Raw genomic sequence first — 25,705 nt, 5'->3', positions numbered from 1 at the left:
TCTGCCTCCGGTTGGCATGGCCACGTCCGAGGGGAGACGGACATGGAAATGCAGCAGAACCATCGGATCAGACGGCAACTTCGAGAGACGAACGCGTTCAGCGGTACGTCGCTGTTCTTCGGCGTCCTGTCGTCCGTCGTGTGCTCGGCGATCATTCCGGCGCTGGGCGCGGGGCGGATCGCGACCGTGCTCGGCGCTGCGCTGGGCCCGTTGCTGGTGGCGATGTTCACCACGCGAGGACCAGGGTTGATCCGCACTGTCGGCATCGCGTCGGTAACCGCCATCGCCTTCGTGATCAGCCTCGGTGGGTTCACTTTGCCCGAGGCGATCGCGGGCGACGGATCACTGACCTCGGACCGCGCCGGCACCTTCGTGTACACCAAACGGGGCCCGGCACCGACCCCTGCGCAAGCCGCCCAGGCAACGAGAACCGCGCCAGTGCCTGAACCATCGGAGCCGCCGTCCTCGCCCTCGTCCTCGCCCGAGCCGTCGGGGCCTTCGCAGGCCGGCGCCGAGATCGAGCTGCCGGACCAGCGGGAGTGTCCGGAGATCCCGGTGGGCGACGTGAAGGTGTGCAAGCAGATCGGCGTCGGGAACGCCGGGACCAAGACGGTCGAGATCGCCACCGGGGAGATGAGCGGCGCTCACGCTGACGACTTCGTGATCACCCAGCGGTGCGACGGGACCCTGAAGCCGGGAACCGGGTGCTCGGTGCGGGTGGAGTTCCGGCCTTCCGCGAGTGGCCTTCGCGAAGCCAGTCTGATTCTGTACGTGCAGCCGGGCAACGTCACGCGTGAGATCACGGTGACCGGCAACGCGATCGCCCTCGACGGAACCGAGTGAGCTTGTCAGCGGTTCCGAGAGTGTCGGGCGGTGAGGACTGCGGTTGCGGCCGCTGTGCAGGTGGCGAGCGCGGTGGTGACCAGACCGCGATGCTGGGACGCCCAGAGTTGGTAGCTGTGCGGGGTTGACCGGTCGTCGAAGACGCCATGCGTCCCGTAGTCCGTGCCTTCCTTCTGATCGGCCGGGTGCCACAGGTTCGCGGCCTGGTCAGGGTCGGAGACCGAGTCGGTCTGCTGGGACTTGTAGCCGGTGCGGGCCAGGTAGCGGTCCAGGAGTCCGGCGGCGAACTTGTTCGCGATCAGCGTGGCGACGGTCGGCGTACCGACCCAGTACTCGCGGCGCTGTGGGTGGTCCGCGGCGAACACCACCGCATCGGCCGCGACCTCGGGCTGGAAGATCGGCGGCACCGGCTGCGGATGCTTGGGCAGCTTCGACAGGACCCAGGAGAACTGCGGGGTGTTCACCGCGGGCATCTGCACCATCGTGACGTGCACGTTGGACTTGTCGTGCAGCAGTTCGCACCGCAACGAGTCGTGGAATCCCTGGATCGCGTGCTTGGCACCGCAGTACGCCGATTGCAGCGGGATACCGCGGTACGCCAGCGCGGACCCGACCTGCACGATCGACCCGCGATCGCGCGGCTTCATCCGGTCCAGTGCGGCGCGGGTGCCGTAGACATAGCCGAGGTACGTCACCTCGGTCGCCCGCTTGAACTCCGTCGGCTCGATCTGCGTGAACGGCGCGAACACCGAGGTGAACGCGACGTTGGCCCAGACATCGATCGGCCCGAGTTCGTCCTCGACGCGCTGGGCGGCCGCCTCGACCTGCTCGTACTCGGCGACGTCGACCGGGATCGTGAGCGCGGTCCCGCCGGCCGCTTCCACCTCGCGCGCGGCGCCCTCGAGACCTTCCTCGCCCCGTGCCAGCAACGCGACCTTGGCGCCCCGCCGGGCAAACGCGATCGCACTCGCGCGGCCGATCCCACCACTGGCCCCGGTCACCACAACCACCTGCGTCACGCCCTCGACCTCCTCGACTCGAACCAACTCCGCCCACCAGTACCCCATCCGCTCCACCGGATTCACCCCCGCATGCAGCCGGGCACCGGAATTCCTCAGGCGTCGAAGGAGGAGGCACAGTGAAGGCACTGACCTGGCAGGGCAAGCGGACGATCGAGTACGCCGACGTACCGGACCCGCGGATCGAGGAACCGACCGACGCGGTGATCAGAGTGACGTCGACAGGGATCTGCGGGTCCGACCTGCACCTTTACGAGGTCATGGGTCCGTTCCTGGACGCGGGTGACGTGCTCGGGCACGAGGTGATCGGGCTCGTGGAGGAGACCGGCACCGGGGTGAGCAACCTGTCGGTCGGCGATCGAGTCGTCGTACCGTTCCAGATCGCCTGCGGGTCCTGCTTCATGTGCGGACAGGGCCTGCAGACGCAGTGCGAGACCACGCAGGTGCGTGACCAGGGGATGGGCGCCGCGCTCTTCGGCTACACCAAGCTCTACGGGCAGGTGCCGGGCGGGCAGGCGGAATACCTGCGCGTCCCGCAGGCGCAGTACGGGCCGATCAAGGTGCCGCACGGGCCGCCGGACGACCGGTTCGTGTACCTGTCCGACGTACTCCCGACGGCCTGGCAGGCGGTCGAGTACGCCGGGATCCCGGCCGGCGGGACGGTCGTCGTCCTCGGGCTCGGCCCGATCGGCGACATGGCGTGCCGAGTCGCGCTGCACCGCGGACACCGGGTGATCGGCGTCGACCTGGTCGCGGAGCGGCTCGAGCGAGCGCGCGTCCGCGGTGTCGAGACGCTCGAGTACGCCGACGATGTGGCTGACGCGATCCGGGACCTGACCGACGGCCGCGGCCCGGACTCGGTCATCGACGCGGTCGGGATGGAAGCGCACGGCTCGCCGACGGCCAAGATCGCTCAGCAGGCCGCAGCGCTGCTCCCGGATCCGATCCAGCGCACGGTCATGCAGAAGGCAGGCATCGACCGGATGGCCGCGCTGCTGCTCGCGATCGACGTCGTCCGCCGCGGTGGCACGATCTCGCTGATCGGCGTGTACGGCGGGATGGCGGATCCGCTGCCCATGCTGACGATGTTCGACAAGCAGATCCAGTTGCGGATGGGGCAGGCCAATGTCCGTCGCTGGACCAAGGACATTCTCCCGCTGCTCGGCGACGACGATCCGTTCCAGGTCGACGACTTCGCGACCCACCACCTGCCGTTGTCCGAAGGCCCGGCGGCGTACGAGCTGTTCCAGCACAAGCGTGACGGCGCGATCAAGGTGCTGCTCACGCCTTAGGGTTTGAAGCGGGGCACGGGAAGGCATGCGGCTGACCGAGACTGCGGACGTTTGGTGGAAGAACGCGGTGGTGTACTGCCTCGATGTCGAGACGTTCTTCGACACCGACGGTGACGGGCGCGGTGATCTGCAGGGCGTGAGTCAGCGGATCGATCATCTGGCCGAGCTTGGTGTCACCTGCCTGTGGCTGATGCCGTTCTATCCGACGCCGGACCGCGACGACGGCTACGACATCACCGACTTCTACGGGGTCGACGCACGGCTGGGGTCGCACGGCGATCTGGTCGAGCTGATGACGCTCGCGCAGGATCGCGGGATCCGGGTGATCGCCGATCTGGTCGTCAACCACACCTCCGACCAGCATCCGTGGTTCCAGAGTGCGCGGGCGTCGCGGCAATCGCCGTACCGGGGCTGGTACGTCTGGCGGGACGAGCCGCCGCCGGACGCGGACGAGGGCATCGTCTTCCCGGACCAGGAGGACAGCCTGTGGCAGTACGACGAGGAAGCCGGTCAGTACTACCTGCACCGGTTCTACAAGCACCAGCCGGATCTCGACATCGCGAACGCGGAGGTGCGCGAGGAGATCGAGCGGGTGATCGGGTTCTGGTCCCAGCTGGGGATGTCCGGGTTCCGCGTCGACGCCGTACCGTTCCTGCTCGACACCGCCGGCGCGCTCGATGCATCCGGCCTGCCGGACCCGCACGACTATCTGCGTGACCTGCGGGCGTTCCTGGATCGGCGGCGCGGTCAGTCGATGCTGCTCGGCGAGGTCAACCTGCCCTATCCCGACGTACGGCGCTTCTTCGGTGACGAGGACGGCGACGAGCTGACGATGTGCTTCGACTTCATCGGGATGCAGCGGATGTATCTGTCCCTGGCGCGCAACGACCCGGCTGAGTTGGTGCAGGCGTTGCGGTCGCGTCCGGATCCGCCGGAGGAGGCGCAGTGGGGCACGTTCGTCCGCAACCACGACGAACTCACCCTGGACAAGCTGTCCGACGAGGAACGCCAGGAAGTCTTCGACGCGTTCGGTCCGGCTGAAGACATGCAGTTGTACGGCCGCGGCCTGCGCCGGCGACTGCCGCCGATGGTGGGGAATGACCCTGCCCGGTTGAAGATGGTGTACAGCCTGCTGTTCTCCTTGCCTGGTACGCCGGTGTTGTTCTACGGCGAGGAGATCGGGATGGGGGAGAACCTCGCCGCGGAAGGGCGCAACGCCGTACGCACACCGATGCAGTGGACGACCGGGATGAACGGCGGCTTCTCGACCGCTGACCCTTCTGTGCTGGCCGCTCCGGTCACCGAGGGGGAGTTTGGTCCTGAGCACGTCAACGTCGCTGCTCAGCGGCGTGATCCGGACTCGTTGCTGAACTGGATGCGGCTGCTCATCCGGCGGTATCGGGAGTGTCCCGAGCTGTCCTGGGGCGAGTGCACCATCCTCGAGCACGAGTCGCCGTCGGTCTTCGCACACCGCTCCGACTACGAAGACGGCACGATAGTTGCCCTCCACAACTTCGCTGCCGAACCCGCCCACGTCACCCTGGCCGTTGCCGGCGCGGGGGTCGGCGTACGAGCGGTCGATCTCCTCCGCGACGGAACCACAGACGTCGGCGAGGACGGCGTGATCTGCCTCGACGTGGATCCCCACGGCTCCCGCTGGCTCCGCATCATCCACCCCGGCGACCGCTACATCCTGTGATCCCGCGGTCGACTGCCGGGGCGTGGGTGGGCCGAGCGGAGTACAGCTGGATGCTTTCCGGAAACTTGTCGTCGCCTGGTGGCACTTTGTTTCCGGGCATCGCATTACCGCACCTGGCCCTTCAGGGCGACCGGCAGGGAACCGCGGTTATCCGATGCGTCGTAGCGCTGTCTCGATGGCGACCTCGACGCGGGAAGTCATGCCGGAACCATCGACGGGACGGCGCCCAGCGACCTGACCACGGATCCACTTCGGCTGGCTGTCGTCATGGTGCAGCAGGGCGTACAGGTCCCACCACGGATCGAGAGTCACCCCGGCGATCGACTCATAGAGCGACCGGAGCTGCTCCGACCACTCGGGCGAGTAGAGCGCCGCCAAGTATCGCCGACAGTGCCCGACGTCAATCGCGCGCGCTCCTCGATGGATGGAGTTCCAGTCGGTCAGCCCAGTAATCCTCCCGCGCGACCACAGCATGTTGACAGGCAGGAAATCGCCGTGCAGAAAGACGGCAGGGTCCTTTGGTGGTGGCGCTGCCATGACATCGAACGCCGCCTTCCACACAGCCGGCTTCTGTGCGCCCGCCGGCACCTGAAACCCGTCTCGAGGAGCGATCCAGGAATCCGTCCAAGGTCTGAACCTCTTCGCGGGGAGATCGAGGGAATGCAGCAAGACAGCAATCTCGGCGATCCGCGTCAGCCACGACCGAGGTTCCGCCGGATTGAGGTGAACACGTCCCTGCAACCGTGTCATCAGCAACGATGGCGCGCCCCCCGTCGAAGCACCGGCAACATCAGAAGCCAGGATGCCCGGAACCGGGAGCCCGCTTCCCGCCACCACACCAAGGTTGGCGATCTCCTTCTCCAAGGCATCCTGCAGGTCAAGCCCGCCCGGGTACTGACGCAGTACGACGAACGTTCGCACTCCACGTCGCTCGACAGTCAGCCGATTCACGGCGGAAGAAACGCCACCGGTCAATCGGCGATAGCCAACGACGCGACTGCCCCGACCCATCGACGCCGCAACCCAGGCGAGAGTCTCCGCGGAGGGCCGACGCTGCCTGAACCCACCATCCCTCCAGTCGCCGTCGGTCATGAGCGCGAGCGTATTCGTCAGGCGCCTGCGGCGCTAAAGGTTTTCCAACCCACCAGAGCCAGCGACCCGGCTGCTGGACGGACGGGGTGGGCGCGTCCGCGAGGCACGCCGCGGAAGGCGCGCTCCTGGCGGATTGGTGGAGATCATCCGCAGCTGGATGTGCATGGATCGGCGGATCGGGGGCACCCGGAGCGCGACAAACGTCCGGAGCTTCTAGGAGGAGAGTTCGATGGGTGTTGGAGACAAGATGGAGAATGCCGCCGAGGCGGCCAAGGGCAAGATGAAGGAGAAGACCGGGGACGCGACCGACAATCGCGATCTGCAGGCCGAAGGGCAGGCGGAGAAGACGAAGGCCGACCTGAAGCAGGCCGGCGAGAAGGCGAAGGACGCGTTCAAAGACTGACTGCGTGTCACGGACCCACGGTGTCCAGGCCGCAGTCGGTTGCTTGGAGACTCACACCCCCGCCGGGGTGCGTGCGGTGTACGGCCAGCGCCCCGGCACATGCAGTAGCAGCCGGGGCGATGCGGAGGAGCCCGCAGCTCTCAAGGGAGCAGCACACGGGAGCAGTCGCCGGATGCGGGGCGGTTACCTCAGCGCACCGCAGGAATGGTTCGTATCGGTCTGAGGAGTTGCGGGGCAAGATAGGGGCATGGAACGCGGTGAGTTGGAAGACGCGGCGGATGCCGGCGTCCTCGACCGGGGACCTGCCCGATCTGGGCTCGCCCCGGACACGGACGCGGTGGCTGATGTGTTCGCGCGCCTGGCGCTGGAGTTGCATGACTCGGCGGGGGTCGAGGAGACGGTGCAGGCCGTGGTGGAGTTCGCGCTGCAGGCTCTGGGCTGTTCGCATGCCGGTGTTGCGTTGGCCGCTCGCGGGCGGCCTGAGGTTCCGGCGGTGACGGACCCGGTGGTCGAGGAGATCTACCGGTGGCAGATGGCGAGTCGCGAAGGTCCGCTGGCGGTGTCGATGCGTGAGCACAGCACGCTGCTGGTGCGAGACACCGCGACGGACGGGCGGTGGCCGGACTGGGCGGCGACGGTGTTGTCGCTGGGTGTCCGGAGCGTTCTGGACGTTCCCCTGACCACAGCCGCCGGCACAGTCGGCGTACTCGGGCTGTACAGCGCGACCCCGGATGCGTTCGACGCTGACGACGAGGCGGTCGCGCACATCCTGGCCAGGCATGCGTCGGTGGCGGTGGCGACCGCGCGCAAGGAGGCGAGCCTGGCTCAGGCGGTCGACGCGCGCAAGCTGGTCGGGCAGGCGATGGGCATCCTGATGGAGCGGTACGGCGTGGACGGTGATCGCGCGTTCGCGATCCTCAAGCGCTACTCGCAGGACACCAACACCAAGCTCCGCGAGGTGGCCCAGCGCCTGGTCGACACCCGCAAGCTACCGAAATAGTTCAACAATCATCGAGCGGAGTCTGTCATCCGGTTGAGTGGCGCAGGGGACTAGTGCGGTATACCGGAATGGTGGCAAGCTTGCCCCCGGGTGGGTCTGTTGAGCAGTCAGCAGCCGAAGTGGGATTCGGGTTGTGGCTGGAGGAATGATGACCGTCGGTGGCGTCGATACGTACTACGACTACGACGAGAAGCAGTGGAAGAGCCGAAGACTCGGCGGGGGACCGATTCGTCGCGGACCGGTGTGCCCGGCGCCGAAGTCTCCGGAACAACACGAGCAAAGCGGTGGCCAGAAGTCGCTCGCAGCCCGCAACCGGCCACACAAGTCAGCAGCCCTTGGTGGTTGATCATCAGGTCAGGGCGATGACCTGGAACATCTGGTGGCGGTTCGGACCTCGGTGGCGTGAGCGGCAGCCCGGGATCCTCGCCACGATCGAGCGGTACACGCCCGATGTCGTGGCCCTGCAGGAGGTCTGGAGCGCAGACGGTACGTCGCAAGCCGAGCAGCTCGCGCAGCAGCTCGGCTTCCACTCGACCTTCGCGGCGCCTTCGTACCCGGCCGCACCGGATCCGCCGGTGCTCCCCGACCACGAGGGTGTCGAGCTCGGGGTGGCGTTGCTCAGCCGATGGCCGATCCTGAACCAGGACGTGATCGCGATGCCGTCGCGCCATCGCGGGTGGGATCCGGTCGTCCTGAGAGTCTCCGTCGCGCATCCCGCCGGCCCGCTTCCGATCCTGGTCGCCTGCCTCGAGCACGCGACGACGTACAGCGATGACCGGCTGGCTCAAGCAGGCTTGCTGGCCGACCTCGCGACCGATCCCGGCACCGACGGACCGTGCCCGTCCTTGGTGATGGGCGACCTGAACGCCGCGCCCGACAGCGCCGTACTGCGGCCGCTGCGCGACGTACTGATCGATGCCTGGGCGGATGGCAATGGCGCATCCGACGCGGTCACGCTGCCCTCGTCGCATCCTTCTGCTCCGCTCGAAGCCGGCCCGGAGTTGGTCGACCAGCGGATCGACCACATCTTCTACCGGCCCGGGCACGAGGACCAGCTCGTCAACGTCGAGTCGGCCGTGATCGCCGGGGATGCGGTGGACGGCGTCTTCCCGTCCGACCACCGAGCCGTGATCTGCGACTTCCGCTGGCATGATCGGTGATCCGGTCGGCGGAAGGGATCTGGTGGAGTTCAACCTTGCTCAGGTCAATGTCGCGCGGATGCGCGCGGAGGCCCGGTCGCCTGTGGTCGGTGAGTTCATCGCGGCGCTGGATCCCGTCAACAGGTTGGCGGACCAGAGCGCGGGCTTCGTCTGGCGGCTCCCGGCGGCCGAGGGGCATGTGCTGACCCACGGCCCCGGTGGTGCGCGGGATGTGGTGAACCTGTCGGTGTGGTCGTCGTACGAGGATCTGCATGCGTTCGTCTATCGCAGCGCGCACGGCCGCTTCGTGCTGAAACGTAGCCGCTGGTTCGAGAAAGTCCAGCAGCCGTCGACGGCACTCTGGTGGCTGCCGGCCGGCGAGCGCCCGACCGTCGAAGACGCGCTGGCCCGCCTCGACTACCTGCGCCGCTGGGGCCCATCCCCCAAAGCCTTCACCCTCCGCCGCCGCTACGACGCAAACGGCCGGCCGGCAGGCGTCAGAAGACCTAACCGCGGTTGACTCCGGCATCGCACATCTCCGCGGCGCGGTGTGTCAGCGGGTTTCGAGGGTTGTGAGGTCGCGGGTGGCGAAGCGGTAGTGTTCGCAGGCTTCCTCCATCACGACGGCGAGGCATTCGGCGACCGCGCGAGGTTCCTCGGGGTATCCGGGTGCCGGCGTACGGTCGCTCATCCGGCCGAGGTCGGAGTTGGTGAGAGCGTCGACAGCACGGCGTACCACCGCCATCCGGTCGCCGAAGACCCGCAGGACCTCGTCGTACGCCGGAACCGCCGCAAGGTCGAGGCCTAGGGCAACCGCATCCTCGTCGGCGTACCAGGACTGGACGACGCCGAGCGGGTGGTACGGGTGCTCCTGGTCGAGGACCGGGCGGCTGAGCCAGGCGTCGACGATGAAGACGAGGTGGCGCAGGGTTTCGGCGAAGGACCATTCGCCGTCGACGCGTTCGTTCCGGGCGGTCTCGGGCCGGCGCTCGGCGCGAGCGATGGCGTCGGACCAGAGCTTCTCGATCGTGTCCCACATCGCGCGGAAGCCGTCGGCGTCCTGGATCTCGCGGAGCTGGACGCGCTCTGGATGCCGGCGGTCGAGTTCGGCATCGACGTACCCGGTCACGTCGACTCCGTTGACGAGCAGCCGCTCGACGTACCCGGAGATGTCGACGTCGACCAGGCAGCCGTCGACGATCTTCACCCCGGACAGATCGCAGTCGGTGAAGCGGGCGCCGCGAAGGTCCGCGACCCGGAACGCCGCACCGCGAAAGGCATCCGTCTCCTCGCCGCCACCCGAGAACCGGTGCGGGCCGTACTGAGCGTCATCCATCGCCCTAGTCAACCATCCACGGACCTCAGCGATGGGCGGAGTCAGCTGGGCACCCGGCCCCGGAGTCTGTCCTTGGCGCCGCGCTCGACGAACAGCGGCACGAAATCCCGGATCGGGTTGGGGTCGAACTCGGGCCGGCTGGCCTCGACCGCGGCCGCGACATCGTCCGCCGGGACATCAGGGAACTGCTTGCGCAGGCGCACGACCGCTTCGGCGATCGCGCGATCCTCTTCGGACCTGTCCATCTTTCAACTGTGTCGTCGCCGGCCACCGAAAGCAACGGCGCTCCCGATGACCGAACGCGGAGTCCGGATTCACCGGCCGCGAGTCAGCGGCCGGTCGTGCCGTCGATCTGTTCACGGATGATGTCGGCGTGGCCGGCGTGCCGGGAGGTCTCGCCGATGACGGCCAGGATCGCCCAGCGCAGGTCGTGGGTCTTGCCGTTGCGCGTCACCGGTGCGTCCGCGTCGCCGATCGAGGCGACGATCTCGTTGCTGGTCTCGCAGGCAGCGCGGTAGTCGGCGCGAAGGTCCTTCAGCGAAACCGTGGGGTCGACCTGCATCGACCGCTTCCCCCTGGTCGCCTTACGCCCGGCCACGATCTCCTCGAACCACAGCGACTCGACGAACGTCAGGTGCTGGATCAGGCCGGCGAGGTTGGTGCCGGAATCGACCGTACTGCGCCGCGCATCCGCCTCACTGAGCCCGGCCAGCTTCTTCAGTACGCCGGCCCGCAACCCATCGAGCACCGCACACAACTGCTGGACCTCGCCGGTCATGCTCCGGAGCATAAGACACACAGGAGATGACAGAGCGTGCTCCGTCGTCTCCTGTGCTTCATTCCGGGAGCTCGGCGCCGGACTGTTCGGCAGCCATGTACTCGGCGTACCAGGCCGGCCAGTTCTCGTCGAACTCGCCGCCGTGGCGCTTCTCGTGTTCGCCGTGGGCCGTGGCCGCGCGGATCAGGGCAGCGCGCAGGTCGTCGACGGAGGCGAACGACGTCTCGTCGGACTCGATCCGGCCGGGGAGCCGGCTGGTGATCTCCTGCAGCAGCCAGCCGTTGCCGTCCGGGTCGCTGAACGTCGCGAACGAGCTGTAGCTGGCGCCCTCCTCGGCCCGCCCGCCGACGCGATCGCTGCCGTCGGTGTGGAACTGCGCGCCCGGCGCGCCCGGGTGGAACACCTCGCTGACCTCGACACCGAGCCCGGCGAGCTCATCGCGAGCCGCCTGGATGTCGGACACGATCAGGTAGAGCCCCTGGGCCGAGCCCGGCGTGGCCGAGGTGATGCCGGCGCCGAACTGGACCGAGGCCGGCGAACCCGGCGGGGTGAACTGGACCACCCGGAAGCCGTTGTCGAACCCGAAGTCCGCGTCTTCGCGCCAGCCGAGGTTCGCATAGAACGCCTTCGCGGCGTCGACGTCGCTCACCGGGATGACGGTGGCCTCGAACTTGAACGGAACCTTCCCGGTCCGCCCGTCGGCGCTCGCAACTCCGGCCGAGTCCTGGGTGGTGCTCATGTGTGCCTCCTGGATGGATGTCTGCCTGTAGAGACGATCCTCGCGCCGCGACTATTCCGTCGCACCAGGGTGACTCACTGGTGCGACCTACGTGCGACGTGGAGGAAGGTCGGACGTGAACACTGCCGCCACCCCGGGAGCCGACCATGCCGACAACCGACCACCCGCTTGTCTCGTTGCGCAGCCGGGCCGGCGTCGCGATCGTCGCGGCGACCGTGCTCGCCTCGGGGATCGCCTGGTACGACGCGTACGTCGTCAACGTCGCGGTGCCGGCGATCGGCAAGCACTTCGCCGCCGGTGTCTCGTCGGTGCAGTGGACACTCACGGCCTATCTCCTGGCCGTCGCGTCGCTGCTGCTCCTGGCCGGTGCACTGGCCGACCGGTTCGGCCGTCGGCGCGTGCTCGTGGTCGGCCTACTGGTCATGCTCGCGGCATCGTTCCTCTGCGCAGCCGCTCAATCGATCGGCTGGCTGATCGGTGCCCGGGCCATCCAGGGCATCGGCGCTGCACTCGTCGTACCGATCAGCCTGGCCTTGCTGAACGGCACGCTGCGCGTCGCCGATCGTGCGAAAGGCATCGGGATCTGGGCGGGCCTGTCTACAGCCCTCAGCACCATCGGTCCGTACGGCGGCGGCTGGCTGATCGACAACGCCTCGTGGCGCTGGGTGTTCCTGCTCCCGCTGCCGTTGTTCGTGGCCGTGTTCGCCGTACTGCGGCATGTGCCCGAGACGACCCGTGAGCGGCCGGCGCTGTCGGTCGACGTGGTTGGTGCAGTGCTCGGAGTCGTCGGGCTGGGCGGCCTGATCTATGCGTTGACCGAGGGGCCCAGTGCAGGTTGGTCGAGTGCACGCGTGCTGGTCCCGGGTGTGATCGGAGCCCTTGCGCTGATCGCGCTGCTGCCGGTCGAGAACCGCCGACGCGCGCCACTGCTGCGCCTCTCGCTGTTCGAGTCACGCCAGTTCGACGCGATCAACGTCGTGACGGTCCTCGTGTACGGCGCTCTCGCGGCAGGCGGTTACCTGTTCGTCGTGAACTGCCAACTCAGCCTTGGATATACGGCCGCGCAGGCCGGAGCGGCGCTGATCCCGGCGTCGATCGTGTTCCTCCTCCTGTCGCCGTTCAGCGGCGCACTCGTGTCTCGTCTCGGGCCGCGCTGGCTGATGTTCGCGGGAATCCTCATCATCGCGGGCGCTAACGTCTGGCTGGCCCAAGCGGCTCCCGGCTCGAGCTATGTCGGCACGATCCTGCCCGCGGCGCTGGTACTGGGCGTCGGCCAGGGCGTCATGGTCGCGCCACTGACGGCCGCCGTTCTCGCCGCCGTCAGCGATGCCGATCTCGGCGAGGCCTCCGCGATCAACGACGCGGCCGCCCGGGTCGGCGCGCTGGCCGTGATCGCCCTCGTGCCACTCCTGATCGGTGCGACGGCGGGCAGCAGCCTCGCCGACTCGCTCGCCGATGGCTACCGCCCGGCGATGCTCGTGCTCGCCGGCGTCTGTGCCATCGCCGCCGTACTGGTCGCCGTCTTCGTGTCGAACGAGCGGGCTCAGGCTCCCCGCCTCGCTCCGCCGGCCCCGCACCACGGCTGCGCCCTCGCCGTCACCACCGAGGCGACGGTTGGCGCAGCCGACGGCAGGTGAGCTACGTCCGCAAGGCTTTCAGGGCTTCGACGTAGATCTCGGAGAAGGTCGGGAAGGGCTGGATCACGTCGCGCAGTACGTCGAGGGGTACGGCGGCCCGGATCGCGAGAGCAGCCTGCTGCAGCCATTCGCCGGCCTCAGGCCCGAGGGCGTACGCGCCGGTCAGCTTCTCCCCATCGCTGAGCAAGGTGAGGAAGCCGTTGGACTCGGCGTACGCGTGGGTGTAGGTGGCCGTCTTGGCGACGCCGGAGAGCGCGGCCGTCCCGCTGTACGGCGCTTCGATCGCTCCGACCGATGCGGCCTGTGGATCGGTGTAGACGACCCGGGGGACCGCGTCGTAGTTCGCCTCCCGCGGAGTGCCGAGGATGTTGGCGGCCACGACCTCACCTTGGTACTTGCCGACGTGGGTCAGCGGCCACAGACCGGTGATGTCGCCGACAGCCCAGAGTCGCTCACCGGCGCGAAGCCGGGAGTCGACCGGAACACCGCGACGGTCGGGTGTGATGCCGAAGGTCTCCAGCCCGATCCCCTCGACGCGCGGGCGACGGCCCGTGGCCACGAGGAGCTTGTCGCCGCGCAACTCCCGGCCGTCACTGAGGTTCAGCACGTAGTCGTTGCCCTCGCGCCGGGCACCGGTGATCTCGACCCCGAGGGCGAGGTCGATCCCCTCCCGACGGAGTGCCTCGCCGAGCGCTTCGGCCAGCGCCGCCGGCTCCCGGTACAGCAGGTGCTGACGCTGGTCGACCAGCGTCACCTCACCGCCGAGGCGTCGTACGATCTGCGCCAGCTCGGTGCCGGCCGGACCGCCGCCGATGATGAGCAGATGGCGGGGGACGGCTTTCATGCTGGTCGCCTCGCGGCTCGTCCACACGCCCTCGAGTTCGCGCAGGCCCGGGATCGGCGGGATCACGGCGTCCGCGCCGTTGGCGAGTACGACGTTGTCGGCTGTGTGGCGTACGCCGTCAACCTCCACGACACCCGGTCCCGCGAGCCGGCCGGAGCCCCGGAGCAGATCGATGCCGTTCTTGGCCAGCCACTGTTCCTGACCGGCGTCGGAGTAGTCCGACACCATGAAGTTGCGCCAGGCGAACACCGCCTCGGCATCGACCTCTGCGGTGGCGCCGGCGTCCCGCGCGCCCTGCACGGCCTCGCCCGGACGGAGCAACGACTTGGACGGGATGCAGGCGTAGTAGGAGCACTCTCCGCCGACCAGCTCACGTTCGACCACGGCGACCCGCAGGCCGCCCTCGGACAGGGCTCCGGCGGTGTGTTCGCCGGGTGATCCGCCGCCCAGGACGATCACGTCGTACTCGGTTGTCATAGTTCGGTCCTCCCTCGACAGGTGCTGTCCTCACGCTCGCTCGCCGGACGTCCGGGTCGCACCAGGGAGAGTCCCTGGACTCAGGACCGGGGACCCGCATTGGCGCGATGCCGGTCGCCTGGCCCGATGATGGAGGCAAACCGAGACAACGGAGCCGACGATGAGCGACCAGGACAAGCGACCGCGTGAGCAGCCCCCGGCGGATCAGGACGACCGATCCAACGGTTCGCAGCGGCCCGCCGACCAGCCGTGGCGGACCGAAGGGCTCCCGCCGGGCAAACAAGGCGACAAGCCGCGGCGGCCGCGCTGGCTGCGGTGGGTGGCGTTCGTCGCCGGCGGTTACCTGGTGCTGTTCCTGCTGACCACGATGCAGGACCAGATGGCGGGCAGCGCGGAGACGGTCTCCTACACCGAGTTCTCGGCACAGGTGCAGAAGGGCAACGTCTCCGAGATCTTCGCCCGGGGTGACACGATCCAGGGCCAGCTCAAGAACGAGGCCCCGGTGCCGGGCAAGAGCGACTCGAAGTACACGAAGTTCACCACCGAGCGGCCGACGTTCGCCAACGACGATCTGTACGGCGCCCTGCAGAAGGCCGGCACCACGGTGAAGGCCACTCCGGTGGTCCAGCAGCGCGGGGCACTGTGGAACCTGCTGATCTCGTTCGCCCCGATCCTGCTGCTGGTCGGGTTCTACATCTGGCTGTTCCGGCGTCAGCAACGCGCGGCCGGGGGAGGGCTGAGCGGTCTGCTCGGTGGTGGCCAGAAGAAGCCGGTCGACCCGCAGACCGTGCGGACCACCTTCGCCGACGTCGCCGGCATCGACGAGGTCGAGGACGAGATCTCCGAGATCGTCGACTATCTGAAGGACCCGGACAAGTACCGCCGGCTCGGTGCCCGGGCGCCGAAGGGCGTGCTGCTCTCGGGCGCGCCGGGGACAGGAAAGACACTGCTCGCGCGGGCCACCGCGGGCGAGGCCGGCGTGCCGTTCTTCTCGGCCGCCGCCTCGGAGTTCATCGAAGCGATCGTCGGTGTCGGGGCGAGCCGGGTCCGCCAGTTGTTCAGCGAGGCCCGCAAGGTCGCGCCGGCGATCATCTTCATCGACGAGATCGACACGATCGGCCGGGCCCGCGGCGGCGCGCGCTCGTTCGGCGGTCACGACGAAGGCGAGCAGACGCTGAACCAGATCCTCACCGAGATGGACGGCTTCTCCGGGACCGAGGGTGTGGTGGTGCTGGCGGCCACGAACCGGGCCGACGTACTGGATGCGGCGCTGCTGCGGCCGGGGCGGTTCGACCGGACGATCACCGTGCACGCTCCGGACCAGAAGGGCCGGGAGGCGATTCTTCGCGTCCACGCACGGGGCAAACCGCTCGCCGCGGACGTCGACCTCACCGCGGTGTCCAAGTCGACACCGGGAATGACCGGCGCCGACCTGGCCAACCTGTTGAACGAGGCAGCCCTGGCGGCTGCCCGCGACGGCCGGTCGGAGATCCGCCGCCGCGACCTGACCGACGCGCTGGAGAAGATCCAGTTGGGTACCGCCCGCAACGTCGTGATGCCGGAGGAGGAGCGACGCCGTACGGCGTACCACGAGGGCGGGCACGCACTCCTCGGCATGATCCAGGTCGGCGCCGACCCGGTCCGCAAGGTGTCGATCATCCCCCGCGGTCGCGCGCTCGGGGTCACGCTGTCGACCCCCGAGATGGATCGGTACGGCTACGACGCGGAGTACCTGCGCGGCCGCATCATCGGAGCCCTCGGCGGAATGGCGGCCGAGCAGGAGATCCTCGGCGTGGTCACCACCGGAGCCGAGAGCGACCTGCAGACCGCCACCCAGATCGCCCGTTCGATGGTCGGCCGGTGGGGTATGTCGGCGGCGGTCGGACCGGTGTCCGTGCTCCCGGTCGACGGTGACCCGCGGGCCTTCGCCTCCGACTCGCTGCTGAACACCGTCGACGACGAGGTACGGCGCCTGATCGACGAGTGCTACCAGGAGGCCAGGCGACTGCTGCGCGACAACCGCGATCGGCTCGAGGGCATCGCGGAGCAACTACTCCGGCACGAAACCCTCGACGAGGCCGACGCCTACGCCGCCGCAGGCATCCCCCACGACGCCCGGACATAACGCCGGGGCCGACGGCTAGTTCGGTGGAGTAGTGGCGCGGGTGAGGCTGGATTCGATGCGTTGGAGGATTGCCAGGGCGTCGGCTTGCTCGGCGGGGGTGAGGTCGCCGGTGGCGCTCTCTTCCAGATGGGCCCAGATGCGTTCGACCTCGCGGCGTACGGACTGGCTGGCGGGCGTGGCCTCGACGATCGTGGCGCGCTTGTCGGTGGTGCTGGGCCGGATACGCACGAAGCCGGCGTTCTCCAGGCGGCGCACGGTGCGGGTCATGGTCGCGGAGTCGGAGCCGAGGACGCGGACGAGGTCCGTCTGGCTCTGTGGGCCGCGGTCCCACAGTTGCATCATCACCAACTCCTGACCGAGGCGCAGACCGAGCGGGCGCAGCAGGTGTCCGGCGATCATCCGGTGCAGCCGTGCCACCCGGACGATCGCGTTGGTCAGCGGCTGGGCCGGCATGGACGGCAGTGGCGCGTGCTCTGAAGGACTCATCAGCCTCTCACCAGGATCATTTAGCTGTTCAACCAGTTGTCACTGTACCGGACGTCGATCGGACGACCGTTGGGTGGTCTGGCCTGCGCAGTCACAGTGATGAGTGACGCAGGTCACACGATGGGCGGAAATGGTTTGGATGAATTACCTGTTCGAACAGGTATTGGTTGCCGCGGAGGGCGGCGACCCTCCTCGAGAACGGGAGTCCGACCATGTCGATGGCCTTCGACCCGTACGACCTGGGTGGCAAGCGCCTGGCCAACCGCATCGCGATGTCTCCGATGACCCGCAGTCGCGCCTACGGACCGGGAGCGAGTCCAACCGCGCTGACCGCGGAGTACTACGCGCAGCGGGCGGGAGCCGGCCTGATCGTCACCGAGGGCACCCAGCCCTCGCCGGTCGGCCAGGGGTACCCCAATACGCCGGGACTGCACAGCGCCGAACAGGTTGCAGCGTGGCGAACGGTGACGGACGGCGTGCACCGCGCGGGCGGCGTGATCTACGCGCAACTCCTGCACACCGGCCGCATCGGGCACCCCAGCCTGCTGCCGGACGGCCTGCACCCGGTCGCGCCGTCCGCAACGGCCGCGCAGGGACAGGTCTTCACCCACGAGGGGCCCCAGGACTTCGTCACGCCGAAGGAGCTGACCGAATCCGGCATCGCTGCCACGATCGGCGATTTCGTCGCGGCGGCGCGCAACGCGATGGCCGCCGGGTTCGACGGGGTGGAACTGCACGGCGGCAACGGATACCTGATCCACCAGTTCCTCGCGCCCAACGCGAACCGCCGTACCGATGGCTGGGGCGGCGCGGCCGAGCGACGGATCCGCTTCCCCGTCGCGCTGGCCTCAGCGGTGGCTAACGCGGTCGGCGCCGAGAACGTCGGTCTCCGGATCTCACCCGGCGTACCGAACAACGACATCGTCGAGGTCGATCCCTACGAGACGTACGGCGCTCTGCTCGCACGGCTCTCCCCGCTAGGTCTGAGCTACCTGCATCTGATGGAAGGCCCGGACCGCGACCTGACCTACCGGCTGCGCAAGGAGTGGCCTGGCACGTTCATCCTCAACCCGCAGACCCTTCCCGAGACCACCGGTCCGGATGCCCTCGACCTGATCGAGGACGGCACCGCCGACCTGATCGCCTTCGGGGCGCTGTTCCTGGCCAACCCCGATCTGCCCGACCGCCTCGCTGCCGGCGGTCCGTACAACACGCCGGACAGCACCACCTTCTACGGCGGCGACCACCGCGGCTACACCGACTACCCGACCCTCACCTGACAACTCCCCGGGAAGGTTTCGCTATGCAACCCGCAGTAGAAATGCAGCCCGCGATCAGGAGATCCGCGTGGATGATCCTGGCGCTGGCGTGTGCCAGCCAGTTCATGGTGATCCTGGACGCGTCCATCGTGAACGTCGCCCTGCCCTCGATCCAGCGAGACCTCGGCTTCAGCTCGACCGGCCTGGCCTGGGTGGTGAACGGCTACCTGCTCACGTTCGCCGGTTTCATGCTGCTCGGCGGTCGCGCCGCCGATCTGTTCGGCCACCGCCGGATGCTCGCCGCCGGGTTGTTGCTGTTCTCCGTGGCAAGCCTGGTCGGCGGTCTGGCCGCGGACCCGGCAGTCCTGGTCGCGGCCCGTATCGTGCAAGGGACGGGTGCCGCCATGCTCGCGCCGGCGACGCTGGCCGTGATCAACACCCACTTCACCGCGGAACACGCACGTGCGCGGGCGTTCGGTGCCTGGTCCGCATCGGGTGGTGTGGGTGGGATGGCCGGCGCGGTCGCAGGCGGCGCGCTGACGACCGGCCTGTCGTGGCGATGGGTCTTCCTGATCAACGTGCCGATCGGTGCGCTGCTGATCGTTGTGGCGATGACGTCGCTCGCCGGCGTACGCACCGGCCGGCGGGAATCGCTCGACCTCACCGGCGCGGTCACCGGCACGGCAGGGCTGGCCGCGCTCATCTATGGCGTCATGCAGAGCACCGATCATGGCTGGACCTCGGTGCCGGTCGTCGTACCGATCGTGGCAGGCCTGCTTCTGCTCGCTGTCTTCACGCTGGTGGAGGCGCGCGTCGCCCGGCCGATGATGCCGCTGCGGTTGTTCCGTGTCCGGAAGGTCGCTGTCGGCAATGGCATGCTGCTGCTGTTCGGCGGGATCGCGATTGCGATGTGGTACTTCACGTCGCTGTTCCTGCAGAACGTCCTTGGCTACAGCGCACTGCGGTCCGGCCTCGGGCAGACTCCTGCGGCGGTGACGTTCGTCGTGGTCGCGCGACTGGCTTCGGCTCTGTTGCCGCGGACCGGCGTACGTCGGTTGATCCTTGCCGGGAGCGCCTTCTTCCTGGCCGGGTTCGCGTGGCTTGCCCAGGCGGGCGCCGATAGCGGCTACTTCACGGGCATCCTCTGGCCGACGCTGCTCGTCGCGGCCGGCATCGGGCTGACCTTCCCGACGCTGATGGCCGCGGTGACCGCTGACGTTCCCGAGGGCGACGCCGGGATCGTCGGCGGGCTCGCCAACACCGCCAGCCAGGTGGGTGGATCAGTGGGTCTCGCGATCCTCACGACGGCCGCCGGAGCCGCAACAGCCGACGGTCGGCCCGCGTCCTTCGCCGAGGGTTACGACCTGGTGTTCCTCGTAGCGGCCGCGCTCGGCGTGGCCATCGCGGTGGTCAGCGCCCTGCTGCCGCGTCACCAGCGTCCGGCAACTCCAGTCGCATCCGGAACTTCGGATCCTCATCCGCGATGACGACGAACCCGAGCCGTTCGTAGAGAGACCTGGCCCGATTCGCCTTCAGAACATGGAGTTCTGCCGCGGCGGCTCCGCGCCTCCGAGCCGCCGCGAGCAGATCGCGCAGAATCCGCGACCCGAGTCCAACCCCCTGGAACCGCGGCAGAATCTCGATCCGCCCGATGTAGAAGACGGTCGGCGTTTCGAACCCAGCATCGACGACACCGGCCTCCACGTCGCCAACCAGCACGATCCGCAGCCGCTCCGGCGAGAACGACCGCTCATGGAACCCGCGCTGCACCGCCTCGTCCCAAGGCCCCCACGTCGCCTCGACAACCGCACCCATCGCGGCCCGATGCAGTCCGTAGACGAACGCATCGTCATCGCTGGTTGCCGGCCGGAACCGATACTCAACGACCTCTTCCACCATGCTTCATCCTCAGGGGACGACGGTGACTGGCCAGCGGGCGTCTCGGACCAGGCGGGCGGCCAGAGAGCCGATGAGGCGGTGGCCGGATTGCATGGAGGCGCCGACGACTACCGCGTCGACGCGGAGTTCGTCGGCGAGGCGGACCAGTTCGAGGTACGGGTTGCCGTGGCGTTCGTGGAACGTGACGTGCAGGCCGAGGGCTTCCGCGTTGCGGTGCACCTCTTCGCGCAGTTCGTCGACGACGCTCACCTGGGACTGGCGCTGCAACTCCATCAGCTGCGGGTTCAGTAGGCCGCCTCCGGCCGGGACGTGGACGAACAGGACGATCACCTGCGCGCCTTGCCGCCTGGCCAATCCAGCGGCGTACGACCCGGCCCGCAGCGACGTATCCGACCCGTCGACCCCCACCAGAATCGACCGAGGACCATCAGTGCCGAGCTCGAACATCCCCATACCGTACCGTTGCAGTTAGCGGGAGCTGAGGAGTGTGGCTAGCCGGTAGGTGGGTCGGGCGCTTGCCGGGATGTTGTGTCGCGCGGCCGGGCGGAGTGTTGCCAGTATGAAGGCTCCCTGGGACATGCGTAGAACACTCCGCACCGTCGTGGCCGTGACCGGAGTCGCGACCGCGATGACGGCCGGGCTGGTCGCCTGTGGAAACAACAAGACCTCCTCGGCCGGCGGTGCCCCGCCCGCGAACACGAAGGTCGGCATCCTGCTGCCCGACACGGCGTCCTCGCCGCGCTGGGTCGCGGCGGACCCGAACGAGCTGAAGGCGCAGTGCGCGGACAACAAGCTCACCTGTTTCATCGACAACGCCAACGGCAGCGCGACCACGCAGCAGTCGCAGGCGCAGGCTCTGATCAACGCCGGCGTCGGCGTCCTCCTGGTCGTGAACCTGGACCCGGGCTCCGGCAAGGCGATCGAGGCTCTCGCCCAGCAGCACAACGTCGTCACGATCGACTACGACCGGCTCACCTCCGGTGGCACGGCGTCGTACTACGTCTCGTACGACAACGTGAAGGTCGGCGAGGACCAGGGCACGGCGCTGACCCAGGCCCCGCAGGTCAAGGACAAGACCGCGGTCAACTACGTCGAGATCGACGGTGCGCCGACCGACAACAACGCCACCCAGTTCGCCCAGGGCTACAACTCGGTCCTGTCGAAGCAGCCGGGCTGGAACAAGCTCGCCGACCAGACCGGTAACTGGGATGCCGCCACCGCGCAGACCGTGTTCACCACGATGCTCGGCCAGCACCCCGACATCAACGCGGTGATGGTTGCCAACGACACCATGGCGCAGTCGGTCATCAACGTGCTGAAGTCGCAGGGCCTCGCCGGCAAGGTCGCGGTGTCCGGGCAGGACTCCACCGCCGGTGGCCTCGACAACGTGATGGCCGGAACCCAGGCCTTCACCATCTACAAGCCCGTCGCCGGTGAGGCGGACGTGGCGATCAAGCTGGCGGGTCAGATCCTCGCCGGCCAGAAGCCGACCGCGCCGACCACCGTCAAGGACCCGACGAACGGTCGCGCCGTCCCGGCGTACCTGGCCGACCCGACCGTCATCACCAAGGCGAACGTGGCCAAGCCGGTCACCGACGGCTACGTGACGGCAGCGGCCGTCTGCCCCACCCCCGCGCTGGTCCAGCTGTGCGCGGCCAACGGCATCAAGACTCCGTGATGGCCACCCACCCCACTTTGGAACTGCGTGGCGTCGACAAGTCCTTCGGACCGGTCCACGTGTTGTCATCGGTCGACCTCACCGCGCTCAGCGGTGAGGTGACCGCCCTTGTCGGCGACAACGGTGCCGGCAAGTCGACCCTGATCAAGTGCATCGGCGGCATCCACCGCATCGACGCGGGAGAACTGGTCTTCGACGGTACGCCGCACGTCGTCACCGGCCCGCGGGACGCCGCCCAGCTCGGTGTCGAGATCGTCTACCAGGACCTTGCGCTGGCCGACAACCTCGACATCGTCCAGAACATGTTCCTCGGCCGCGAGAAGGTCACCGGCCTGCACACGCTGGACGAGAACTCGATGGAGAAGCTGGCGCGACAGGCGTTGACGTCGTTGTCGGTCCGGACCGTGCGGTCGGTACGGCAGCGGGTCGCGAGCCTGTCCGGCGGCCAGCGGCAGACGGTCGCCATCGCCAAGTCAGTGCTGTGGCAGTCGAAGATCGTCATCCTGGACGAGCCGACGGCCGCGCTGGGCGTCGCGCAGACCGAGCAGGTGCTCGACCTGGTACGCCGCCTCGCCGAGCAGGGCGTGGCAGTGATTCTGGTGTCACACAACATGAACGACGTGATGAAGGTCGCCGACTCGATCGGCGTCCTGTTCCTGGGCCGGATGGCGGCGCAGGTGAGACGCGAGGACGTGACCCAGACGCAGGTGGTCGAGCTGATCACCGCCGGCCGTTCGGGTGACCTGGGACTGTCCCGCGAAGAGTCGACCGGAGCGGCGATATGAGCGCCCAGACAGATCACCTCGTCAAGCCGGACAGCGCGGAGCCGGTCGAGGGACTCGGCGCACTGAGCACCTACATCCGCGACTATGTCGGCCGGGTCCGCGGCGGCGAGCTGGGCTCGATCCCCGCGATGGTCGGCCTGATCGTGATCACCGTCGTGTTCGCGGTGGTGCATCAGGGCTTCCTGAGTGCCTACAACATCGAGGCTCTGGTGATCCAGGCGGCGCCGATCATCGTGATGGCGATGGGCCTGGTCTTCGTTCTGCTACTCGGCGAGATCGACCTCTCCGCCGGCACGACCGGCGGCCTGTGTTCGGCGATCATGGCCGTGCTGATGATCCGGCACGGTGCGTCCTGGTGGTTCGGACTCCTGATCGGCCTGGGGGTCGGCGTCCTGATCGGTCTCGGGATCGGCTGGTTGCGCGCCCGGATCGGCGTACCGTCGTTCGTGATCACGCTGGCGACGTTCCTGGCGTTCCAGGGCGTCACGCTGATTCTGATCGGCGGCCAAGGAGCGGTGACCCTGCCCGCCGGCTCGCCGATCATCAAGCTGGAGAACAGCTTCGTGCCGCTGTGGCTGGGCTGGGTCCTGTGGGCGTTGTTCGTGATCGGGTACGCCGCCGTCAAGGTCAACGACGCCCTCGGACGCCAGCGTTCGGGGCTGTCCCGGCCGCCGTTCACCGTGATCGCGGCGAAGGTGGTGGTCCTGGCCGCGCTCGGTGCGGCGTTCACGTACGAGATGGGGATCAACCGCAACCTGTCCGCCAACGCCTTCTTCAACAACAAGGCCGAGGGCATGCCGTGGGTCGTCGTGCTGCTGGTGATCCTGTTCGCCGCGTGGCACTTCATCCTCAGCCGGACGCCGTACGGACGGCATCTGTACGCCGTCGGCGGGAACGAGGAGGCGTCGCGGCGCGCGGGCATCGTGGTGTCGCGGATCCGGATCTCGGTGTTCGCCATCTGTTCCGGTATGGCCGCCGTCTCCGGGGTCATCGCTGCCTCGCTGCTGCAGTCGGTCCAGTCGAACGCGGGCGCCGGCAACACCCTGTTGCTGGCGGTCGGTGCCGCGGTCATCGGCGGTACGTCGCTGTTCGGTGGGCATGGCCGTGTCATCGACGCGGTCCTCGGCGGACTGGTCGTCGCGGTCATCATCAACGGCATGAGCGACCTGATCCAGGGCGCGAACTCGGCCGGCTACGAGTGGGTCGTCACGGGCGCCGTACTGCTGCTGGCCGCCGGATTCGACGCGGTCGTACGCCGGGCGCGGGCCAGCTGAGCGAGGGCTGAATCATGGGTGGATCCGGTTGCCGGGACGCGACCAGCTCGGCTGGCTGTCGGTGCCGGAGTCGAGGCCGGACTCGAGCGGAAGGTCCACCAGCAGCGTGGTACCCACACCGACCGGGCTGTCCACCGAGATCGTGCCACCTAGTGCCTCGACCCGGTCGGCCAGCCCGATCAGCCCCGTTCCCTGATCAGGCACCGCACCACCGGTGCCGTCGTCGCGGACCGACAGGTGCAGGCGGCCCTCGCTGACCCGGGCGTCGATCCACACCTCCGATGCGTTGGCGTGCTTGACGGTGTTGGCCAGCGCTTCCGACGCCACGTAGTACGCGCAGACCTCGATCGGCTCGGGGAGTCTGGCCGGAATGTCCACTGTCAGTTCCGACGGCACGGGACTGCGGCGAGCGAGCGCCTTGAGGGCCGGACCGAGGCCGCCCTCGGTCAGGATCGCCGGGTGGATTCCCCGGGACAGCTCCCGCAGTTCGTCAGTCGCATTGGTGAGCTCGCGTGCGGCGTTGGCGAGCTGGGCGCGGACCTCCGGCTGGTCGGGTGGCACCGCGGCCTCGCCCGCGCGGAGCTGGAGCGCCAGGGCCACCAGCCGCTGCTGGGTGCCGTCGTGCAGGTCGCGTTCGATCCGCTGACGGGCCCGATCGGCAGCCGCGACGATGCGGGCACGCGAACCGGCGAGGTCCCGCTGTGCCTGCTGCACGGCCGCGGCCATGGCGTTGAAAGTCCGCTGCAGTACGCCCATCTCGCCGACACCGTGGTCGGACACTCTGGCGCTCAGATCCCCGGCCGCGAGCCGCTCGGCCATGGCGGCGGTACGGCGTACCGGGTGCAGGATGCTCCGGTTCAGATACCAGGTGAACAGTGCCACCAGCAGAACCGAGCCGGTCAGGCCGGCGGCTGCGGCGAACATCGCACGGCCGGCCGCGTCGCGCGCACTGTCCTGGCGCGTCATCGCCAGCTGCTTCTCGGCGTCGAGCAGTTGATCGAACTGCGTCCGCATCGCGTCGACCCGTTGCCGGCCCTCTGTGGTCGCGGGCAGGAGGTCGATCGAGGTCCGGTCCCGCCGGGCCGCGGCGACGAGCGGTACGGAGTAGTCGTTCAGGTACGACGTCCCGGCTCGGGTGAGGGCCTCGGCCCGGGCGTGCTGCTCGGCGTTGTCGGCGACAAGGTTCTCCAGGGCGGCGGCCTGCTGCGCGAACTCCGCGCGACCTTCCACCCACGGCTGCAGGAACTGCTCGGATCCGGTCAGCAGGAACCCGCGCTGGCCGTCCTCCATCTCGACGATGAGCCGCTCCAGCCGGTTGGCGGCCACCAGCACGTCCTCGGACTGCTGCGCCCGCCGCTCGAGGCTGCGCAGCTCGGTCACCGAGGAGAGCAGTACGGCGAACGCGGCGGCGATGATCACGGCGAGCAGAACGCTGGCGGTGATGATCCGGACGCTCAGCCCGAGACCCCTCATCCGCCCCTCCGGTTGGTCGCCGTGCTCCCGGGGCCTCGCGCTGCTCACCGTCCCGAGGGCCCGCCGACTTCGCCGAGCGTCTCGCGGACGGCGGCACCGGACAATGCCGTCTTCGACAGGAATCCGATCGCTGGGCTCGCCTCGATCAGGTCAGCGTAGTCCTCCTCGGAGTGGGCGGAGATCATGATCAACGGCGCCGGTGACCCGTTGGCCTGCTCCGCCAGCCGCGCGGCCAGTCGCAGTCCGCTCTCGGCACCGAGGTCGATGTCGACCAGCGTCACGTCGGGCCGCAGCCGCGCCACCAGGGCGAGGGCCTCCGTGCTGGTCGAGGCGGTCCCCACCACCTGGATTCCGTCGTACTCCAGCACCGCCCGCGCGGCCTCGAGGAAGCGCGCGCTGTCGTCGACGATGATGCAGCGAACCATGAT

General features: G+C 68.5%; 26 protein-coding genes. 14 read left to right on the top strand and 12 right to left on the bottom strand.

Annotated elements, in window-relative coordinates:
- Positions 1-42 precede the first annotated feature (42 nt).
- Positions 43-843, top strand: coding sequence for an Ig-like domain-containing protein (locus tag E0H75_RS31300; RefSeq protein ID WP_131517314.1), 801 nt, complete (start codon positions 43-45; stop codon positions 841-843).
- A gap of 5 nt (positions 844-848) precedes the next feature.
- Here the strand turns inward: E0H75_RS31300 and E0H75_RS31295 are convergent, their stop codons facing one another.
- Positions 849-1,910, bottom strand: a complete 1,062-nt coding sequence (locus E0H75_RS31295; protein WP_131517604.1) for an SDR family oxidoreductase — start codon at positions 1,908-1,910, stop codon at positions 849-851.
- 71 nt (positions 1,911-1,981) lie between these two features.
- Here E0H75_RS31295 and E0H75_RS31290 point away from each other — a divergent pair, with 71 nt between their 5' ends.
- Both E0H75_RS31290 and E0H75_RS31285 read left to right on the top strand, forming a co-directional pair.
- Positions 1,982-3,154 carry a zinc-dependent alcohol dehydrogenase gene (locus E0H75_RS31290; protein ID WP_131517313.1) on the top strand — a complete coding sequence of 391 codons (1,173 nt, stop codon included), beginning with the start codon at positions 1,982-1,984 and terminating at the stop codon, positions 3,152-3,154.
- A gap of 25 nt (positions 3,155-3,179) precedes the next feature.
- On the top strand, positions 3,180-4,853 hold the full coding sequence (locus E0H75_RS31285; protein WP_131517312.1) for an alpha-amylase family protein: 1,674 nt from the start codon (positions 3,180-3,182) through the stop codon (positions 4,851-4,853).
- A 147-nt stretch (positions 4,854-5,000) separates the two neighbouring features.
- Here the strand turns inward: E0H75_RS31285 and E0H75_RS31280 are convergent, their stop codons facing one another.
- The gene (locus E0H75_RS31280) at positions 5,001-5,945 is read right to left on the bottom strand and encodes a phosphotransferase family protein (protein WP_131517311.1); all 945 of its coding nucleotides are present in this window, start codon (positions 5,943-5,945) and stop codon (positions 5,001-5,003) included.
- A gap of 229 nt (positions 5,946-6,174) precedes the next feature.
- Between E0H75_RS31280 and E0H75_RS31275 the strand changes: the two genes are divergently transcribed.
- The 4 genes from E0H75_RS31275 (at position 6,175) to E0H75_RS31255 (ending at position 9,007) form a co-directional block, all read left to right on the top strand.
- Positions 6,175-6,348 (top strand): CsbD family protein, encoded by a 174-nt coding sequence (locus E0H75_RS31275; protein ID WP_131517310.1) that lies wholly within the window; start codon positions 6,175-6,177, stop codon positions 6,346-6,348.
- Positions 6,349-6,595: 247 nt separating this feature from the next.
- A complete protein-coding gene (locus tag E0H75_RS31270; protein ID WP_131517309.1) occupies positions 6,596-7,348 on the top strand; it encodes a GAF and ANTAR domain-containing protein in 753 nt (250 codons plus the stop codon).
- Between the two features lie 362 nt (positions 7,349-7,710).
- Positions 7,711-8,508: an endonuclease/exonuclease/phosphatase family protein gene (locus E0H75_RS31260; protein ID WP_131517307.1), complete on the top strand. Its 798-nt coding sequence runs from the start codon at positions 7,711-7,713 to the stop codon at positions 8,506-8,508.
- Entirely contained in the window at positions 8,498-9,007 is a 510-nt protein-coding gene (locus E0H75_RS31255) for a DUF3291 domain-containing protein (protein ID WP_131517306.1), read from the top strand. Before E0H75_RS31260 ends, E0H75_RS31255 begins: the two co-directional genes overlap by 11 nt.
- Positions 9,008-9,040: 33 nt before the next feature.
- On the opposite strand, the gene E0H75_RS31250 is transcribed toward E0H75_RS31255, so the two are convergent.
- From E0H75_RS31250 to E0H75_RS31235, 4 genes are all read right to left on the bottom strand, one after another.
- Positions 9,041-9,823 (bottom strand): DinB family protein, encoded by a 783-nt coding sequence (locus tag E0H75_RS31250; RefSeq protein ID WP_131517305.1) that lies wholly within the window; start codon positions 9,821-9,823, stop codon positions 9,041-9,043.
- 41 nt (positions 9,824-9,864) lie between these two features.
- A complete protein-coding gene (locus E0H75_RS31245; protein ID WP_131517304.1) occupies positions 9,865-10,068 on the bottom strand; it encodes a three-helix bundle dimerization domain-containing protein in 204 nt (67 codons plus the stop codon).
- A gap of 83 nt (positions 10,069-10,151) precedes the next feature.
- Positions 10,152-10,601, bottom strand: coding sequence for a DinB family protein (locus tag E0H75_RS31240; RefSeq protein WP_165554153.1), 450 nt, complete (start codon positions 10,599-10,601; stop codon positions 10,152-10,154).
- A gap of 58 nt (positions 10,602-10,659) precedes the next feature.
- Positions 10,660-11,340: a VOC family protein gene (locus tag E0H75_RS31235; protein ID WP_238163363.1), complete on the bottom strand. Its 681-nt coding sequence runs from the start codon at positions 11,338-11,340 to the stop codon at positions 10,660-10,662.
- Positions 11,341-11,486: 146 nt separating this feature from the next.
- Between E0H75_RS31235 and E0H75_RS31230 the strand changes: the two genes are divergently transcribed.
- Positions 11,487-12,977 carry a DHA2 family efflux MFS transporter permease subunit gene (locus E0H75_RS31230; RefSeq protein WP_131517302.1) on the top strand — a complete coding sequence of 497 codons (1,491 nt, stop codon included), beginning with the start codon at positions 11,487-11,489 and terminating at the stop codon, positions 12,975-12,977.
- Position 12,978: 1 nt separating this feature from the next.
- Here the strand turns inward: E0H75_RS31230 and E0H75_RS31225 are convergent, their stop codons facing one another.
- Complete coding sequence (locus tag E0H75_RS31225; protein WP_131517301.1) at positions 12,979-14,298, bottom strand: dihydrolipoyl dehydrogenase family protein; 1,320 nt, start codon at positions 14,296-14,298, stop codon at positions 12,979-12,981.
- A gap of 160 nt (positions 14,299-14,458) precedes the next feature.
- On the opposite strand from E0H75_RS31225, the gene ftsH reads away from it, so the two are divergent.
- Entirely contained in the window at positions 14,459-16,423 is a 1,965-nt protein-coding gene (gene ftsH, locus E0H75_RS31220; RefSeq protein WP_131517300.1) for an ATP-dependent zinc metalloprotease FtsH, read from the top strand.
- 15 nt (positions 16,424-16,438) lie between these two features.
- Here ftsH and E0H75_RS31215 read toward each other — a convergent pair whose 3' ends face one another.
- Positions 16,439-16,909, bottom strand: coding sequence for a MarR family winged helix-turn-helix transcriptional regulator (locus tag E0H75_RS31215; RefSeq protein WP_131517299.1), 471 nt, complete (start codon positions 16,907-16,909; stop codon positions 16,439-16,441).
- A gap of 212 nt (positions 16,910-17,121) precedes the next feature.
- Between E0H75_RS31215 and E0H75_RS31210 the strand changes: the two genes are divergently transcribed.
- Entirely contained in the window at positions 17,122-18,189 is a 1,068-nt protein-coding gene (locus E0H75_RS31210) for an alkene reductase (RefSeq protein ID WP_131517298.1), read from the top strand.
- A 23-nt stretch (positions 18,190-18,212) separates the two neighbouring features.
- Positions 18,213-19,655, top strand: a complete 1,443-nt coding sequence (locus E0H75_RS31205; RefSeq protein ID WP_131517297.1) for an MFS transporter — start codon at positions 18,213-18,215, stop codon at positions 19,653-19,655.
- On the opposite strand, the gene E0H75_RS31200 is transcribed toward E0H75_RS31205, so the two are convergent.
- Together E0H75_RS31200 and E0H75_RS31195 are read right to left on the bottom strand one after the other, a co-directional pair.
- The gene (locus E0H75_RS31200; protein WP_131517296.1) at positions 19,579-20,067 is read right to left on the bottom strand and encodes a GNAT family N-acetyltransferase; all 489 of its coding nucleotides are present in this window, start codon (positions 20,065-20,067) and stop codon (positions 19,579-19,581) included. The genes E0H75_RS31205 and E0H75_RS31200 overlap by 77 nt on opposite strands.
- Before the next feature lie 9 nt (positions 20,068-20,076).
- Entirely contained in the window at positions 20,077-20,514 is a 438-nt protein-coding gene (locus tag E0H75_RS31195; protein WP_202873261.1) for a universal stress protein, read from the bottom strand.
- Positions 20,515-20,644: 130 nt separating this feature from the next.
- On the opposite strand from E0H75_RS31195, the gene E0H75_RS31190 reads away from it, so the two are divergent.
- From E0H75_RS31190 to E0H75_RS31180, 3 genes are read left to right on the top strand one after another with little or no spacing between them, the layout of a single operon-like run.
- Positions 20,645-21,745, top strand: a complete 1,101-nt coding sequence (locus E0H75_RS31190; protein WP_131517294.1) for a sugar ABC transporter substrate-binding protein — start codon at positions 20,645-20,647, stop codon at positions 21,743-21,745.
- Positions 21,745-22,530, top strand: coding sequence for an ATP-binding cassette domain-containing protein (locus E0H75_RS31185; protein ID WP_131517293.1), 786 nt, complete (start codon positions 21,745-21,747; stop codon positions 22,528-22,530). Before E0H75_RS31190 ends, E0H75_RS31185 begins: the two co-directional genes overlap by 1 nt.
- On the top strand, positions 22,527-23,804 hold the full coding sequence (locus E0H75_RS31180; protein WP_131517292.1) for a sugar ABC transporter permease: 1,278 nt from the start codon (positions 22,527-22,529) through the stop codon (positions 23,802-23,804). Before E0H75_RS31185 ends, E0H75_RS31180 begins: the two co-directional genes overlap by 4 nt.
- 12 nt (positions 23,805-23,816) lie before the next feature.
- On the opposite strand, the gene E0H75_RS31175 is transcribed toward E0H75_RS31180, so the two are convergent.
- The gene (locus tag E0H75_RS31175; RefSeq protein WP_131517291.1) at positions 23,817-25,277 is read right to left on the bottom strand and encodes a sensor histidine kinase; all 1,461 of its coding nucleotides are present in this window, start codon (positions 25,275-25,277) and stop codon (positions 23,817-23,819) included.
- A gap of 44 nt (positions 25,278-25,321) precedes the next feature.
- Complete coding sequence (locus E0H75_RS31170; protein WP_238163362.1) at positions 25,322-25,702, bottom strand: response regulator; 381 nt, start codon at positions 25,700-25,702, stop codon at positions 25,322-25,324.
- Positions 25,703-25,705: the final 3 nt, after the last annotated feature.

The organism is Kribbella capetownensis, from assembly GCF_004331485.1.
GTDB lineage: Bacteria > Actinomycetota > Actinomycetes > Propionibacteriales > Kribbellaceae > Kribbella > Kribbella capetownensis.
Note: the sequence above shows the minus strand (reverse complement) of the source record. Positions and strands in the feature narration are given on the sequence as shown.